General features: G+C 42.1%; 20 protein-coding genes and 1 pseudogene. All 21 read right to left on the reverse strand.

Features of this window, described 5'->3' with window-relative positions; translation table 11 throughout:
* Positions 1–7: 7 nt before the first annotated feature.
* Positions 8–565: an AAA family ATPase gene (locus HT734_RS03245; RefSeq protein ID WP_033679731.1), complete on the reverse strand. Its 558-nt coding sequence runs from the start codon at positions 563–565 to the stop codon at positions 8–10.
* Positions 565–1,125, reverse strand: a complete 561-nt coding sequence (locus HT734_RS03250; RefSeq protein ID WP_173277276.1) for a GNAT family protein — start codon at positions 1,123–1,125, stop codon at positions 565–567. The genes HT734_RS03245 and HT734_RS03250 overlap by 1 nt, the downstream gene beginning before the upstream one ends.
* Positions 1,112–1,690 carry a flavin reductase family protein gene (locus tag HT734_RS03255; RefSeq protein WP_061759584.1) on the reverse strand — a complete coding sequence of 193 codons (579 nt, stop codon included), beginning with the start codon at positions 1,688–1,690 and terminating at the stop codon, positions 1,112–1,114. The genes HT734_RS03250 and HT734_RS03255 overlap by 14 nt, the downstream gene beginning before the upstream one ends.
* A 281-nt stretch (positions 1,691–1,971) precedes the next feature.
* A complete protein-coding gene (locus HT734_RS03260; protein ID WP_000038635.1) occupies positions 1,972–2,367 on the reverse strand; it encodes a helix-hairpin-helix domain-containing protein in 396 nt (131 codons plus the stop codon).
* A gap of 95 nt (positions 2,368–2,462) precedes the next feature.
* Positions 2,463–2,717, reverse strand: a complete 255-nt coding sequence (locus HT734_RS03265) for a DUF1912 family protein (RefSeq protein WP_000119703.1) — start codon at positions 2,715–2,717, stop codon at positions 2,463–2,465.
* 9 nt (positions 2,718–2,726) lie between these two features.
* Complete coding sequence (locus HT734_RS03270; RefSeq protein ID WP_000752904.1) at positions 2,727–4,061, reverse strand: DUF438 domain-containing protein; 1,335 nt, start codon at positions 4,059–4,061, stop codon at positions 2,727–2,729.
* Complete coding sequence (locus HT734_RS03275) at positions 4,061–4,294, reverse strand: DUF1858 domain-containing protein (RefSeq protein WP_061759583.1); 234 nt, start codon at positions 4,292–4,294, stop codon at positions 4,061–4,063. The genes HT734_RS03270 and HT734_RS03275 overlap by 1 nt, the downstream gene beginning before the upstream one ends.
* A 265-nt stretch (positions 4,295–4,559) precedes the next feature.
* Positions 4,560–4,742, reverse strand: coding sequence for a hypothetical protein (locus HT734_RS03280; protein ID WP_061759582.1), 183 nt, complete (start codon positions 4,740–4,742; stop codon positions 4,560–4,562).
* A 1-nt stretch (position 4,743) separates the two neighbouring features.
* Entirely contained in the window at positions 4,744–5,523 is a 780-nt protein-coding gene (locus HT734_RS03285) for a hypothetical protein (RefSeq protein ID WP_049533710.1), read from the reverse strand.
* A gap of 148 nt (positions 5,524–5,671) precedes the next feature.
* Positions 5,672–6,022: a 30S ribosome-binding factor RbfA gene (gene rbfA, locus HT734_RS03290; protein WP_001273601.1), complete on the reverse strand. Its 351-nt coding sequence runs from the start codon at positions 6,020–6,022 to the stop codon at positions 5,672–5,674.
* 166 nt (positions 6,023–6,188) lie between these two features.
* Positions 6,189–8,981, reverse strand: a complete 2,793-nt coding sequence (gene infB, locus HT734_RS03295; RefSeq protein WP_173277274.1) for a translation initiation factor IF-2 — start codon at positions 8,979–8,981, stop codon at positions 6,189–6,191.
* Between the two features lie 16 nt (positions 8,982–8,997).
* Positions 8,998–9,297: a YlxQ-related RNA-binding protein gene (locus HT734_RS03300; RefSeq protein WP_001041390.1), complete on the reverse strand. Its 300-nt coding sequence runs from the start codon at positions 9,295–9,297 to the stop codon at positions 8,998–9,000.
* Positions 9,290–9,583, reverse strand: a complete 294-nt coding sequence (locus tag HT734_RS03305; RefSeq protein ID WP_000857561.1) for a YlxR family protein — start codon at positions 9,581–9,583, stop codon at positions 9,290–9,292. Before HT734_RS03305 ends, HT734_RS03300 begins: the two co-directional genes overlap by 8 nt.
* A gap of 21 nt (positions 9,584–9,604) precedes the next feature.
* The gene (nusA, locus tag HT734_RS03310; protein WP_000032285.1) at positions 9,605–10,741 is read right to left on the reverse strand and encodes a transcription termination factor NusA; all 1,137 of its coding nucleotides are present in this window, start codon (positions 10,739–10,741) and stop codon (positions 9,605–9,607) included.
* Positions 10,742–10,784: 43 nt separating this feature from the next.
* Entirely contained in the window at positions 10,785–11,264 is a 480-nt protein-coding gene (gene rimP, locus HT734_RS03315; protein WP_173277272.1) for a ribosome maturation factor RimP, read from the reverse strand.
* A gap of 125 nt (positions 11,265–11,389) precedes the next feature.
* Entirely contained in the window at positions 11,390–12,025 is a 636-nt protein-coding gene (trmB, locus tag HT734_RS03320; RefSeq protein ID WP_138699943.1) for a tRNA (guanosine(46)-N7)-methyltransferase TrmB, read from the reverse strand.
* On the reverse strand, positions 12,022–12,816 hold the full coding sequence (locus HT734_RS03325; RefSeq protein WP_000363005.1) for a phosphotransferase family protein: 795 nt from the start codon (positions 12,814–12,816) through the stop codon (positions 12,022–12,024). The genes trmB and HT734_RS03325 overlap by 4 nt, the downstream gene beginning before the upstream one ends.
* Before the next feature lie 161 nt (positions 12,817–12,977).
* On the reverse strand, positions 12,978–13,589 hold the full coding sequence (locus HT734_RS03330; RefSeq protein WP_173277270.1) for a type II CAAX endopeptidase family protein: 612 nt from the start codon (positions 13,587–13,589) through the stop codon (positions 12,978–12,980).
* A 199-nt stretch (positions 13,590–13,788) separates the two neighbouring features.
* On the reverse strand, positions 13,789–14,403 hold the full coding sequence (locus HT734_RS03335) for a type II CAAX endopeptidase family protein (protein ID WP_173277268.1): 615 nt from the start codon (positions 14,401–14,403) through the stop codon (positions 13,789–13,791).
* Positions 14,404–14,433: 30 nt separating this feature from the next.
* Positions 14,434–14,682: an immunity protein BlpZ gene (blpZ, locus tag HT734_RS03340; RefSeq protein ID WP_173277266.1), complete on the reverse strand. Its 249-nt coding sequence runs from the start codon at positions 14,680–14,682 to the stop codon at positions 14,434–14,436.
* Between the two features lie 41 nt (positions 14,683–14,723).
* Positions 14,724–14,845: pseudogene (locus HT734_RS03345) on the reverse strand (CPBP family intramembrane glutamate endopeptidase); the annotation flags it as partial.

The raw sequence follows: 14,845 nt of genomic DNA on the forward strand, positions 1-14,845 counted from the left end.
GTCCTTTCTATATTGTATTCATTTTATCTTGAATCTGCTTAGCAACTTCGGCTGCAGACAGATTCGTATTATTTATTTTAAGGTAGTGGTGTAACTCATTAGGTTGACATTGGGAATTTAATTGAAGTGTTTCAGTGGTCTCCAAAATTTCTCTTTCAGATATCTCAATATGCCGTTTCAAGGGCTTGTGCTTCAACCGGTTCTCCGTTCGATTTCGACGTAAACGCTCTTCAAGACTTGTTTCCAACTCAACAAACAGAATCTCTTGATGAAAGTTACCCAATAAATCCTGAATTTGCTTTAAATACATCAGCTGGTACTGATTTGAAAAATCAATTACGTCAGTTAAAATTACTGATCGCTGATTTCTTGCACTTGCTCCAAGGAAAGAAAAGGTGATTCCACGAACAAATTCCCACATCTCCTCGGTATAATCCTGATAGATTTCTAGTGCAAAATCGATGGCTTGATGGTTATAAAAGAGGGTAGAATCCGTCAGTAGAGACAGTTCTTGACCAATCGTCATTTTTCCTGATGCTGGAGCACCAATGATGAAAAGATGCATCAAATTACCTCCCACTCACTCCTCAGCAAGCCATATCTCAAATCATCACAGCGATTGCCTTCGGCATCTTTGCGATCTCTTATACGAGCTTCGAGGGTAAATCCAAGTTTTTCTGCGACTCGTTGACTTTGGATATTGTAACCAAAGCAAGAGAGTTCAATCTTGTGAAGACCCAAATCTTTAAAGGCTAAGTCAATCAAGGCACGCGCTGCTTCTGGCACATAACCGCGTCCCCAATAGTCTGGGTGCAAGGTGTAGCCAATCTCCAGTACATCATCTTCGTGACGGTGATTGAAGTCAACAGAACCAATGACTTTATCGGTTCCTTTGACGACAATCCCATAGCCAGCTGGGAGATTCTCCTTTTTATTACGTTCAGGAAGGATATGCTCCAGATAATAAATCTCATCTTCCAAGGTCTTGACAGGTGGAAAACCTGCTGGGTAAGAAACTTCTGGACGACTAGCATAATCAAAGATATCCTCAGCATCCGCCACTTTGCGGACTCGTAAAACGAGACGTTCTGTTTCGATTTTATCTGGCAACTCAGCTCTTGTCATCCTTCTTCCTCGCTTTCTTTATGAAGCTCCCCATAGGGTCAACACGGTTATCTAAATAGCGATAAACGCGCTGGTGACCGTCCCCCATAAAGTAAGTCGGCGAAAAACGGTCATTTTTAAAATGTCCCTTATCATCCAAAAGTTCAGGATTAGCCAGTCGATCCAGAATCTTAGCAAAGATGTGGCAGATTTCATCTTCTTCGACAATCCGATCTACTTGGCAATCCAAAACAACTGGACAAGATTCCAAAATCGGAGCATGAGTCTGTTCAGAAATCTCGTAGTCTAGCCCCAGGTGTTTCAATTTCTCTCGATGACTGATAAAACCAGCCTGCTCCATCTCGAGCATGAGATTTTCATCAGGGATATTCACGGTGAACTGTTGATAATGCTTAATCTGCTCAGCCGCATTTTCCTCAGAACCAACACCGATAACTAGCCAATCTCCCAGACTATAAGATGAGCTGCAAGTCGTTATATTGTGTCCAAAATTCTGGTCCTGATACCCCAAAATGAAGATCGGAAAGCCATAATATAGTTTACTTGTGTTAAAAGATTGCTTCATAACAACCTCCTTTGACCAAGATACAAAAGAAAAGCCCTGCCATCTATATGACAGGGACGAATGTGCTATCCGCGGTACCACCCAATTTCGGGCAGCGCCCGCAACTCTCGTCTTTAAAACAAAAAGACACTTTTATTTCAATTTTTCACCCATTAGCAACTAGTTTTGACACATTTGTGGACTTCTCAGCGCCGCCACTTTCTGTAAAATGTGGGATTCAAAACACCTCTAATGGCTCTATTGTAGCAAGATTTTTTCGGAAATGCAAGGCACAAGAAATATTACTTGAACTTGATGCCATTTTCTTTCAATTTCTTGATGGTAGCTGGGCCGATTCCTTTCAAGGCAAGGAGTTCTTTTTCAGTCCAGTTTTTGAAATCTGAAGCAGACTTGATACCTTCATCATAGAAAGTTTTGGCACGGTCAAGTGGAAGTCCACCCAAGTTTGCTGCAAAATCTTCGACAGAATTGGCTACTTTTTGAGCTTGTTCTTTGGTAGCTTCGACTGCTTGTTCAACTTTTTTAGAAACAGCCTTACCAGCTTGGCTTGCTGACTGCTCTGCACGTTTCACGACTTTCTTTGTCTCTTCTACAACCTTAGTCACAGTACTTGAAAAGGCACCTGCGCGACGGAGGCTATTTCGTAATTGTTTTTTACGATTGAGTTTCTTTGACATGATAAAATCCTTTCAATAAAAAACCCCTGCTCTGACAAGGATTTAATATAAATATTCTATCAAGATTTTAGTAAAAAATCAAGAATCTTTCTAGTTTAATAATTTCGCTCACCAAACAATCCCTCTGGTAAATCATGGAATCCCTTACCTGCCTTGAAGTTTTCAAACTTACCAAGCAAGAACTGATAAGCATCCAAGCGGCTTTCGTAGCGAATTATGGCATCTTTGGCACGCTCGTCTTGGTCTTCTTCGTAGACTTTTTGGCTTTCCTTATGCGCCATGTCGTTGATCATGATTTGGGTATTGACCCAGGCTTCAAATTCCTTCATAAATTCTTGTTCGTAACTCATTTTTTCTCCTTATTCTAATCCACGGAAATAGTCCGTGTCAATCTCACGGTAGGGCTGGATATCCTGAACGTATTCTAGCACACCTTGGAATTCTCCCTCTTCATCGTGCACTGCAGCGTAGGTGATGTGGACAAACTTACCTCGCGACTCAGACTTGAACCACATTTCATACTTGCCTTTGCTTCCCTCACGAAGCCCCTTCATGATGGTCTTGACCTTGTCCAAGTACTTAGGCGGATGACAGAGTTCAACATTGCGCCCAACTTGGGACGGCGTCCGTTTGAAAATCATCTCATCAGCTGGCGTATTGTCATTGTAATACTGGAAAATGTCGTCTTTATTGACAAAGGTAATCTCCATAGGGAGGTGATTGAGGATGAGATTAGCCTGCTCGACTGAAAGATAGCCATTCCCAAAAGCCTGTTGACTATGACGGTCCAGCACTGCTTTCTTTTCCTTAGGGGTAAAGGTAATGGTAAACTGTCCTTCTGGCGTATCGATAACCTGCTGAACTTGTCCCTCTGCCGTATCTAGCTGAATAGGCTCCTCTGCAATCTTTTCCTCAACAAAACTCTGGCGTTCTGGAACCCATTTCTCAGACGGACGGATGATAGCATAGCCATAGGCGTCGCTCTCCTCTGCAATCTGAAGCCAGTCATCCTGAGTAAAGGACTCGAGGAGAATCATGAGAAGGATGGACTCTTCCTTGAAAATCATACTTTCAAACTCTGCCGCAAAGGCTTCAAAAGCTTCTTTTACAGTAGAAATCGGTACTTCAGGTAGTGACTTGGCTGTCGCTAAAGCTGTTTGAAAGAGTTCCCTAATCTGGTCATCCACTCCCCACATAACTTTTGGAGGTGAATCGTGACCATAGCGCTCCATGATGGGGAAAAAGAGCTCTTCCTTACGCTGGTAGTGGATGTCAAATTGACCCACAAGTCCCATCTGACGCACCAAACCCTTACGCATCTCCGCAAGCATTTCTTCATCTTCCATAGACTCATAGGTATCTAACAATCTACGAATGCGAATCAAGGCCGCACGGAGGGCTAGATTTTCATCCTTAAAGACACGAACTGGGTGACCTGGGTGCTCGGTATCTGCAACTTCGACACCCTTAACAGCATTTTTAAAAAGATTGGCATGAACGTCACAGAGTTCCATGACATCTTCAAAGGTGACACCTGAGTCTGAGTTCATCAGCTCGTGCTCCATGAGGGAAATCTCAATGGCTGAAACGCCTGTAAAGGTCGCATCAAAGCGCTCCTGAACCGACTCAGGAGAGGCGCCATTGTGCAATTCTAACAAAATATCCCGCAGGACATGAATCCGTTCATCTGCCATTAGTCTAATCCAATCACTTCGTAGCCATTTGCTTCCAGTGTGCGGACAATCTTGGCCATAGGAGTTCCTTCCAGCTTAGAACCTTGTTTGAGCGATACCTTGCGACCGACTGTATTGCGCATTAAGGGATTGGCAAGAGGTTTAAAACCTAGCTCCACTAGAATTTCCAAGACTTCTGGATACTTGTCCACCACTTCTGCAACAGGAATTGACACATCGATGATATTGTCCATGACGACCTCCACTGAATGTTTTAAAATGATTTTACTGCTTATATTATACCATATGAAAAGAGATTAAAAAACTAGCAGTACAAGACTTGCTAGTTCTCCACGACTTGGATGACCATCTAAATAAGTTTAAAGAGCCAATCCAATATCTTAAATAATAGCTTGTAAAACAGCAATTGGACTGCAAAAGAGATGATCATCCAAAAGAATTTCACAATCCCAATAATTGGTTTGATAAAAAGAATAGCAAGAAGGCCCCAGAAAAATTTCATTCTCTCTCCTCTGGCTTGATGAGCCAACGAGCCGTATCCATTAGCTTGTCTGCAATAAAGAGTTTCCCAAAACCGACAACGACATGGTCATCTTTCTTTATCGTTTTCATTACTTTTACACCTTGCATGGTCAAAAAGTAATTCCCGTAAGTTTTAGCTAGAGTTTTTATAAGTCCCATATTACTCACCTTCGATGATTTCAGCTTCTTTTCGGATAGTATCAATATCTATTTGATACTGCCCTTCATTATAATTAACTAATTTGGATAATTCCTTTTGCAGTCTTTCCCCCATCGGCTTCATGGTCGCAAAGGTTAAGCCACCAGAAAGGACACCTCCTAAAATAGGAATCACTTTTCCCATTCCCTTAGCCAAGCCTCCCTTTGTCAAGCTGACTCCAAAAATTTTCAAAACTTTTTCCAGAATAGGATACCAAAGTGTCTTTGTCAAAGCTTTCTGCGGAATCGTCTTCATCACATGCTTGGCAACTGTTACACCTCCAGAGCGAAGTAAAGCCCCTGCTCCATTTACCCCTAGCATGACACCGAGATAAAGCAAGAGTGTATTTTGAGCATCCTCGCTCAATTCATCACGGGATTCCCAAAGATCATCAAATCCATAAATATAGCCTAGTTCTTGAGCCAACTTTAATGAAAAAGCATAAAACTGAACTACATCTGTTGGAATAGTGATTGCCATGGCAATACCACCAGGTAAACCTGCCAAAATCGAAGTCCCGCTTGCTCGTAGAACATTGTCCTTAATACAGGTCTTAGCAACTCGATCCAAGCTTTCCTTTGTTAACAAAGAGGTCGGACCTTTTTCCAATAATGTAGCAATATCCTTTCGATCTAACTCTTTAGAAAATTTGTCAACTAAAAATTTTTCTCGATCAACTTTGACCATGGGTAATTTCACCACTTGTTGCAGCACTTGCATCGCTAACTCTTGTTTGCCCATCTCTATCTCCATTCATCATTCGTATTAAACTTTATCATATCATACTATGAGGTATTTACAAATTTTTTAAACTGTTTTTTGCAATTACAAATACAGCTATTAATAGCTAGAAGAATCCAAGCACCAAAAAAGAGGGTTGCCCCTCTTCTTAGTTCTTATCCAGATTGCGTAGCATTTCGTCAATCTTGTTTCCATACTCGATGGACTCGTCTTTGACGAAGGTCAAATCTGGGATTTTGTACAATTTCAAATTGCGGCCAAGTTCACGTTTGATGGTACCAGTTGCTTTTTCAAGCCCGATTTGGGCTTTTTGATTATCCGAAGCAAGGTTACTCAAAATGGTGTAGTAAACCTTGGCAACAGACAAGTCACCTAGCATCTGAACATCTGTGATGGTCACGCCTTGGACACGCGGATCACGGACTTTCTTTTGCAAAATCTCATTGACTTCACGTTTGATTTCCATGCCCACACGATCCGTACGGAAATGATTTGCCATGATATTCCTTTCTCTACTTTGAACCAAAAGCTAGGCCAGCAGACCTAGCTATTTCTATTAGATAGAGGAACTAGAGCCATTTGAATCTAGGAAACAAGCCTTAGATAGAACTGAGGGTTCATCAAGGCGCTGTTGACGACGAGTCAAATGAGCTATCGTTTCTCTATTATCTCTTGATTTCTTCCATGACATAAGCCTCAATCACATCATCCATCTTGATATCATTGTAGCCGTCAATCATCAATCCACCTTCACGACCGTTTGTAACTTCTTTAACGTCGTCTTTGTAGTGTTTCAAGCTTGCGAGTTCGCCATCATAGATAACAACACCGTCACGGATAACACGGACTTTAGAGTCACGGGTAACCTTACCGTTGATAACCATAAATCCACCGATAGTTCCCACTTTAGATACCTTGAAGGTTTCACGGATAAGAGCTTCACCGATGATTTTTTCTTCAAATTCTGGATCAAGCATCCCTTTCATAGCTTCTTCCATCTCTTCGATAACTTTGTAGATAATGCTGTGGAGACGGATTTCTACATCGTCAGCATCGGCTTGTTGACGAGCTTGTGGTGTAGGGCGTACGTTGAAACCAACGATAAAGGCATTTGAAGCTTCAGCAAGGGTCACGTCTGATTCGTTGATGGCACCGACTGCTGAGTGGACGATGGTCACTTTGACACCTTCCACGTCGATCTTTTGAAGTGAGGCAGAAAGGGCTTCAACAGAACCTTGTACATCGGCCTTGATAATGACGTTAACTGACTTGAGTTCACCAGCTTTAAGGGTATCAAAGAGATTTTCAAGGCTAACACGTTGGGTAGCTTGACGTTGTTTCATAAGGGCACGTTTGGCACGTTCTTCACCTGCTGCACGCGCAGATTTTTCATCCTCGTAAACGGCAAAGTGGTCACCCGCCATCGGTGCTTCATTCAAACCTGTAATTGAAACTGGTGTTGATGGACCTGCTACCTTAACACGACGACCAAGGTCGTTGGTCATAGCACGGACACGACCGAAGGTATTTCCGACAACGATTGGGTCTTGAACATTCAAGGTACCTTGTTGAACAAGAAGGGTTGCGACCGCACCTTTTCCTTTATCCAAGCGCGCTTCGATAACTGTACCGATAGCACGCACTGTTGGGTCTGCCTTGAGTTCTTGGATTTCAGCCACAAGAAGGACTGTTTCCAACAATTCTTCGATATTTTGGTTAAATTTAGCCGAGATTTCAACAAATTCAGAATCTCCACCCCAAGCGGTTGACATGACACCATGCTCAGCCAATTCACCGATAACACGTTCTGGGTTAGCACCTGGTTTATCAATCTTGTTAATGGCTACGATGATTGGAACGTTGGCCGCTTTTGAGTGGTTAATGGCTTCAATTGTCTGAGGCATAACCCCGTCATCTGCCGCTACGACCAAGATCGTAATATCGGTAACAGAAGCACCACGTGCACGCATGGATGTAAAGGCCGCGTGTCCTGGTGTGTCAAGGAAGGTAATCTTCTTGCCATTTTCAACGATTTGGTAGGCACCGATATGCTGAGTGATACCACCTGCTTCACCTGTCGCAACACGAGAGTTACGAAGGGTATCTAGAAGTGTTGTTTTACCGTGGTCAACGTGTCCCATGATAGTTACAACTGGTGGACGCTCAACCAATTCATCTTCATTGAGATAACCATCTTCGACAAAGAAACGTTCGATGTCGGCATTATCCACTTCAACCTTTTGTTTGGCTTCGATACCGTAATCCACCATGAGGAGTTCAATCGTTTCCCCATCCAAGGATTGGTTTTGTGTGGCCATGACACCCATCATAAAGAGTTTCTTAACGATTTCAGCTGGTTCACGTTTGATACGTTTTGCGATTTCCGCAACGGTCATACCATCTGTATATTCAAATTCTGTTGGCAATTCATGGAATTTACGCTCTGTAACAGGTTTTGGAGTCTGATTACGGTTGTTCTTGTTATTGCCTTTTTTGTTCTTCTTGTTGTTATTCCAGTTACTATTTCTTTGATTTCTCACTTGATTTTGACTACTTCGATTCTTTTGTTGTTTTCTAGGACCATCTTCTTCGTGATCGAAATCATCACGTTCTTTGTCTGGTCGAGCTTGTTTTTTACGACGTGTATCCACTGGCGCTTCTTTAGCTACAGGAGCTGGTTCAACCACTGCTTGAACTTGTTGCGCTTGTTCAGCTAACTTAGCCACCTCTTCAAAGATTTCCTCTGGCTCCTTGCGTTTGTTAGCTTGGGCCAAGGCTTCCTTGGCAGCCTGAGTCTGCTTGAAACGTTCCTCACTTGAACGTGCATATTCAGCATTTTGTTCTGCTTTTAGGGCTGCTGCACGGGCTTTAAAGTCAATACGTGGAGCCGCTTGATTTGAACGTTTGTCCTCTTGTTGACGGCGCTCATTTCCACGATTTTGCTGACTTTGCTGTTTCTTAGCTTGGTCATTAAAGCGACGATTGTCGCGGTTTCCCTGACCTTGTTTTCCACCATTACGGCCGTCGTTTTTCTGACGGTTGCCATTTTGTTGTTGGTCACGGTTATTGCCCTTATTTTGCTTGCGTCGTTCTGCCTGCTCTTTGGCACGAGCTTCACGCTCAGCCTTGAAATTACGACTTTGTGGTTTCGCTACTGCTTTTTCTGTTTTAGGAGCAACTAGTTCAGCCGCTTTTGCCTCTTCCTTAGCTACAGCTAGTTTCACTGGCTCAGATTTCTCGGCTTTCTTTTCTGCACTTGCTTTTGGTTCTGCAGGTTTTACTTCTGCTTTCGGAGTAGCTGCAGGCTTAAAGCTGGCAGCGATTTTTGCAGCGACATCTTCTTCCACACTTGATGAGTGGCTTTTCACATCCAAGCCCAACTCTTTTGCACGCGCTACAACTTCTTTACTTTCTTTTCCAAGTTCTTTTGCGATTTCGTACAATCTTTTCTTAGACAAATCATGTCCTCCTCTTCTATTCCATAAGAGACCTCATTTTCTTTGTAAATCCAGCATCTGTTACAGCCAAAACCTTTCTCGATTTCCCGACTGCTATGCTTAATTCCAGTGTTGAAAACACGGTTACAATTTCTACTTGATAATAATGACTTTTATCTTGAATCTTCTTGGTCAGATTGGGTCCAGCATCATGGGCTAGAAAGACCAACTTGGCCTTGCCGTCTTGAATGGCCTTGACCACCAATTCTTCACCCGATATAATCCGCCCTGCTCGCTGAGCAAGCCCCAAGAGATTGCTTATCTTTTGCTTATTCAAGTCCTAACTCTCTTCTTTTCACTTTGTGATCCACATAAGCGATCAACTCGTCATAAAAGCTTTCATCCACTTCCATGCTAAAGCTACGGTTAAAGACCTTCTTCTTTTTCGCCTCTAGGGCTTCTGCATTGTCTAGTTTGATATAAGCGCCACGGCCATTAGCCTTGCCTGTCGGATCAATAAAGACTTGCCCTTCCTTGTTCTTGACAATGCGGAGCAAATCCCGCTTATCAATCACTTCATTGGACACGACAGACTTGCGCAAAGGGATTTTTCTCGTTTTCATCTTTCCCTCCTCTAGCAGCTTTTATTCTTCTACAGTATCGTTTTCTGCTTCCAAATCTACCGAACCAGCTTCTTCCATGGCTTCAAATTCGCTAGCAGACTTGATATCGATACGGTACCCAGTCAAGTGAGCCGCCAAGCGCACGTTTTGTCCACGACGACCAATGGCAAGAGAAAGCTTGTTATCTGGCACAACGACCAAGGCACGTTTACTGTCGTTTTCATCAAAGATAACTTGGTCAACTTCAGCAGGAGCGATAGCGTTGTAGATAAATTCAGCTGGATCGGCTACCCATTCAATAACGTCGATGTTTTCTTCGATTGGAACCATACGATCGCTCTTAGCATCGTAGCGAGCTGGGTGGAATTTGCTAGTAATCTTCTTGATGTTAGCACCACCACGTCCAACGATTGTACCAATAGCGTCCACGTTTGGATTGTGGCTACGAACTGCAACCTTAGTACGGTCGCCAGCTTCACGAGCCACGCTCATGATTTCAACAGTTCCATCATAAACTTCTGGAATTTCTTGTTCCATCAAACGTTTGATCATCTCTGGATGGCTACGGCTGACAAAGACGTTGACACCACGAGGGTTGTCTTCAACTTTGTAGACATAAACTTCGATACGATCATGAGAAGCAAAAACTTCTCCAGGAATTTGATCTTGTTTTGACAATTGGGCTTCGATGCTGCCAAGGTTGACATAGATGAAGCGGTTGTCAAAGCGTTCTACTGTACCAGACATGATTTCTTGCTCGTGTTCTTTGTAAGTATTGTAAGTGATGGCACGTGTTTGCTTGCGCATTTTTTCCATGATGGTTTGTTTGGCAGATTGAGCTGCTACACGACCAAACTCAGCAGGTGCCTCTTCAAACTTGATTTTATCACCAAGTTCATAGGCTGAATTAATGGCAAGAGCATCTTTCAAGCTGATTTCCAAACGGCTATCAAATACTTCATCAACCACTTCACGGACAGTATAAACGGTAAAGTCACCTGTTTTTTCGTTGAAATCAATAGCTACGCTGTCTGATTGACCATAGCGTCTGCGATAAGCGGAACGAAGCGACTCTACTACTGCGTCGATGATATCTTCTTTTTTGATTCCCTTGTCTTCTTCCAAAATGCGGAAGGCCTCTAGCATTTCTTTACTCATGTTTTCTTCACTTTTGAATCCTCAAAAGCTATCCTTTCTTTTTCTATAATTTAACTGCTAAACGTGCTTTTGATACTAAACTGTATGGAATTTGGACGGTTTTCTTACGCGTCTTGTCCATATATTCCATGGTCAACTCGTCCTCTTCAAAGGCCAACAAGGTTCCTTCAAAGACCTTTTGCTTATCGATGGCTTGGTAGAGCCCGACATGGATGTATTTCCCAACCGCTCCAGAGACGGCATCTTTGGTTTTCAAAGGACGTTCCAAGCCTGGACTGGTGATTTCTAGGAAATATTGTTCTGGGAAGGGATCTGGCTTGATGGTGTCTAGGACAGGACTGATCATTTCTGTCAAGTCTGCCGTGTCGTTCAAGGTAATTCCTTCAGGTTTATCTACAAAAATACTAAGAATCATATCACTGCCAATCTTTCCATACTCGATATCCACGAGTTCGAAAGGTTCTTGGATGACAGGTTCTACAACTTCTCTGACTAATTCTACGATTGTTGCGATTGCGTCCACCTCCTCATAAGCAAGAGGCGAAGATATTTCCCCGCCTCACTTTTCATATTCTTACTCTTAGTATAACACGTTTGCCAATTTCTGTAAAGCAAAAGCACTTATACAGCCTGATTTCAGGCTATTTCTTAAAATTCTACCTCAACTCGGTAGATAACTTGCCCCTTGTTGGAGAATTTTTGCTCGTATTCTGTCATGACATTGCCTTCAAAATCACTGGCATGTAAATCAAGCCAGACACCATTGAGTTTCATGCCATACTGAGAAAAGCTCACTAGGCTGTACTCAAACAAGCCACGGTTATCCGTCTTGAAATGAATTTCTCCATTTTCAGGCAAGATGCGCTTAAAGGTATCCAAGAAGGTCTTATAGGTCAAACGACGCTTTTCATGACGCTTTTTAGGCCAAGGATCTGAAAAGTTCAGATACAAACGATCAATCTCACCGTCTTCAAAGTAGTCAGTCAAGTCAGAACCATCTACCCACAAGAGCTTGATGTTAGGCACTCCAACTTCAAGCACCTTGTCCAAAGCGTAGCTCAAAACAGACTTTTGAATATCAATCCCGATATAGTTGATATCAGGGTTTTGCTTGGCCATACCTGAAACAAAGGCACCTTTTCCACTTCCAACTTCCACATGAATGGGATTATCATTGCCAAACAAGTTACGCCATTTTCCCTTAGCTTCCAAGGGATTGAGGACCACATACTGGGGATTGGCCTCTAGTAATTCTGTCGCCCCTTTACGATTTCTAACTCTCATCTTCTCTTTCCATACTTGTCTCGGAAGTGACGCAAGCCATGAATCTCCCGATTGACATTTTCTAAATCTTGGTTCATATAATACTTGGAAATCTGGCTCAAGTAAGACAATTGACCGTACCAATACAATTTATTTAATACCGTTTGATTGTACTTATAGCCGTAGTAGGTCAACCATTCCTTCCACTGATGTTCTGGAATATAATGGCAGAGCATATGGGCCACATCAAACATGCGGTCGGTCAAGCGAACCGAATCCCAATCTACCAAATAAATCAAGCCACTATCTGTCTCAATCCAATTACTATGTCGTACATCTCCATGGACAATGGTCGCATAGTCCTCTCTAAATCCTGGAATAGTCTGACGTAAATCAGCCATCACTTCACTGATAAAATGATTTTTACGCAAAGCATCTGGAGCCGTTTCTTGCCAAGACTGTAGTAAATCTACAGGTGTTTCCATAGCATATCCCAAACGACTCAACTGTGTCATCAACGGACGTGAGCGATGAAGACGGGTTAAGATATTGACGATTTGTTTACGATTCATATCATAGGGGGTCAATATCTTGCCTGTCAACCATTCTTGAGCACACATATCACGCCCATCTGCCAAACGGCGACTCCATAATAATTGTGGAGCAATTTGTTCTCTAGCTAGACCAGGTAGGATTGGAGAGGTGTTCATTTTTACAAAGATACGCTTCCCATCAGGATAGCTACCCATATAAGCCTTGCCACTTTTCCCAGGTATGGGAGTCAGTGTTAGCTCATTATCACCCAAATCCATTTCTTTCCTCCGTATAAAGTTTCCTTACTATTCTACTAGTTTTTGGCCTATTCGTCAACCGCTCCATACCCGATTCTCAAAGAAAAGCCTCTGGATTGGCTTGGGTATCCTTATAGAAAGAAAAAGGAAAGCACCGTCTTCTGCTTACCTTTTCATGATTTTTATAAATAATATAAGAGTGGCCAAGCATTGTAAAACATGTGAACTAGAGTAGAAACCCATAGATTTTGGCTCTTTTTATAAGCAAAGCCCAGCAACAAGCCCCCAAGTAGATAAAAAATAAACGAAGAGACATTAGAAGGTCCATGCATGAAAGAAAAGAGAGAGGAAGTTAACACAAGTCCTAACCAAGAATTGTCAAAAATCGCACCTTGAAGAAGTCCTCTGAAAATGAGTTCCTCCTGGATGGGGCCAAAAACTGAGGAAGTCAAAATCAAAGACAGGGAAATTCCTCTGCTGACTTCCGCCAAGTGTTGAACTCCTGCGCCAGAAGAAACAGCAAAGAAATGAATATAAACCAGCGTCTCAAGCACACTTAGAAGAAAGATTGCAATGAAAAGCAAAAGTTCTTTCTTGCTTAACATCCCAAAAGAAATCATTTCAAACTTTCTAGCATAAGCAACACTCAGAGAGGTTACTAGAAGACTTACAATAATCAATGCAGATTCATTTTGAAAAAAATCCCCATGGTTAATCGTATAAGGAACTGTAATGACGATTATTAGTACTAAAAATCCAAAGCACAAGGCATGAAATTTATCAAAAAACTCCATAAAATTATCCTCCTCAACAAACTTCCCTACACGTCATCCTTGAGATCTAGTCTTTCCAAAACAAACCATTTTATACTCTTCAAACCACGTCAACGCCGCCTTGGATTATATATGTGACTGACTTCGTCAGTTCTATCAACAACCTCAAAACACTGTTTTGGGTAACCTGCGGCTAGTTTCCTAGTTTGCTCTTTGATTTTCATTGAATATAAGTTAAGAGTGGCAAACTGTTGTAAAACATATGGACTAGAGTAGAGACCCACAAGTTTTGGCTCTTTTTATAAGCAAAGCCCAACAACAAGCCCCCAAGTAGATAATAGAAAAACGAAGGGACATCATAAGGTCCATGCATGAACGAAAAGAGAGAGGATGTCAGCACAAGCCCTATCCACGAATTGTCAAAAACCGCACCCTGAAGAAGTCCTCTAAACAGGAGTTCCTCATGGATAGGTGCCAAAACCGTGACATTTACAATAAAGGAAAGCGAAAGTCCATTACTCGTTTTCTCAAGGTGTTGAGCCGAAGCACCAGAAGCAACTGAGAAAAAGGCATGATAGCCTATATTTACCAGCACCGTGAGAAGAAAGATTCCAATGAAGAGCAAGAGTTGCTTCTTACTTAAAATCCCGAAAGAAATCATATCAAACCATCTCGTATAGCCAATACTAAGGCAAAGCAAGAGACTCTTTACAACAATGAATGTGTACTGGTGTTGAAAATAATCTCCTTGATTGACGGAATATCCCGCCGCATCAACGATTGCAAATACTAAAAATCCCAAAAACAAGGCATGACACTTATTGAAAATGGCCATAAAACTATCCTCCTCAACAAACAGACTTCCCTACACGTCATTCTTTAGTTCTAGCCTTTCCAAAACAAACCATTTGAGTAACCAAAATCCGACCACATAACCACCCCCTAAGAAGATAGCCATTAAAGATAGCATGGGATTTAGGAAATAAAAGGCCACAACAGATACAAAGGTTAGCACAAAAACGTTAAAGGCAATGGTGTCAGAAGCCAAGACTAGAATATAGGGGGTCAACCAGTCTAAAGTTTTTGAATTTAGGAAAAATAAGTGTCTATACATAATAACCTCCTCTATGGCTAAAAAGCAAGCCTTTTGTTTTTTTACCCTAAGACCCTATGTAGAAAAGTGAGCAAAAATGGTAATGTTGCGAAAATATTATTGATCACATGCACCGCATAGGAAGGATAAATGCTCTTGGTATAGCGGGTCAAACTAGCAAAGA

It is taken from the genome of Streptococcus sp. k-90 (assembly GCF_013277565.1).
Lineage (GTDB): Bacteria > Bacillota > Bacilli > Lactobacillales > Streptococcaceae > Streptococcus.

Bases quoted from the DNA above. Each gene is read 5' to 3' on its own strand.
- HT734_RS03245 (WP_033679731.1), bottom strand. From the start codon at position 565: ATGCATCTTTTCATCATTGGTGCTCCAGCATCAGGAAAAATGACGATT.
- HT734_RS03250 (WP_173277276.1), bottom strand. From the start codon at position 1,125: ATGACAAGAGCTGAGTTGCCAGATAAAATCGAAACAGAACGTCTCGTT.
- HT734_RS03255 (WP_061759584.1), bottom strand. From the start codon at position 1,690: ATGAAGCAATCTTTTAACACAAGTAAACTATATTATGGCTTTCCGATC.
- HT734_RS03260 (WP_000038635.1), bottom strand. From the start codon at position 2,367: ATGTCAAAGAAACTCAATCGTAAAAAACAATTACGAAATAGCCTCCGT.
- HT734_RS03265 (WP_000119703.1), bottom strand. From the start codon at position 2,717: ATGAGTTACGAACAAGAATTTATGAAGGAATTTGAAGCCTGGGTCAAT.
- HT734_RS03270 (WP_000752904.1), bottom strand. From the start codon at position 4,061: ATGGCAGATGAACGGATTCATGTCCTGCGGGATATTTTGTTAGAATTG.
- HT734_RS03275 (WP_061759583.1), bottom strand. From the start codon at position 4,294: ATGGACAATATCATCGATGTGTCAATTCCTGTTGCAGAAGTGGTGGAC.
- HT734_RS03280 (WP_061759582.1), bottom strand. From the start codon at position 4,742: ATGGGACTTATAAAAACTCTAGCTAAAACTTACGGGAATTACTTTTTG.
- HT734_RS03285 (WP_049533710.1), bottom strand. From the start codon at position 5,523: ATGGGCAAACAAGAGTTAGCGATGCAAGTGCTGCAACAAGTGGTGAAA.
- rbfA (WP_001273601.1), bottom strand. From the start codon at position 6,022: ATGGCAAATCATTTCCGTACGGATCGTGTGGGCATGGAAATCAAACGT.
- HT734_RS03305 (WP_000857561.1), bottom strand. From the start codon at position 9,583: ATGAAAACGAGAAAAATCCCTTTGCGCAAGTCTGTCGTGTCCAATGAA.
- nusA (WP_000032285.1), bottom strand. From the start codon at position 10,741: ATGAGTAAAGAAATGCTAGAGGCCTTCCGCATTTTGGAAGAAGACAAG.
- trmB (WP_138699943.1), bottom strand. From the start codon at position 12,025: ATGAGAGTTAGAAATCGTAAAGGGGCGACAGAATTACTAGAGGCCAAT.
- HT734_RS03325 (WP_000363005.1), bottom strand. From the start codon at position 12,816: ATGGATTTGGGTGATAATGAGCTAACACTGACTCCCATACCTGGGAAA.
- HT734_RS03330 (WP_173277270.1), bottom strand. From the start codon at position 13,589: ATGGAGTTTTTTGATAAATTTCATGCCTTGTGCTTTGGATTTTTAGTA.
- HT734_RS03335 (WP_173277268.1), bottom strand. From the start codon at position 14,403: ATGGCCATTTTCAATAAGTGTCATGCCTTGTTTTTGGGATTTTTAGTA.
- blpZ (WP_173277266.1), bottom strand. From the start codon at position 14,682: ATGTATAGACACTTATTTTTCCTAAATTCAAAAACTTTAGACTGGTTG.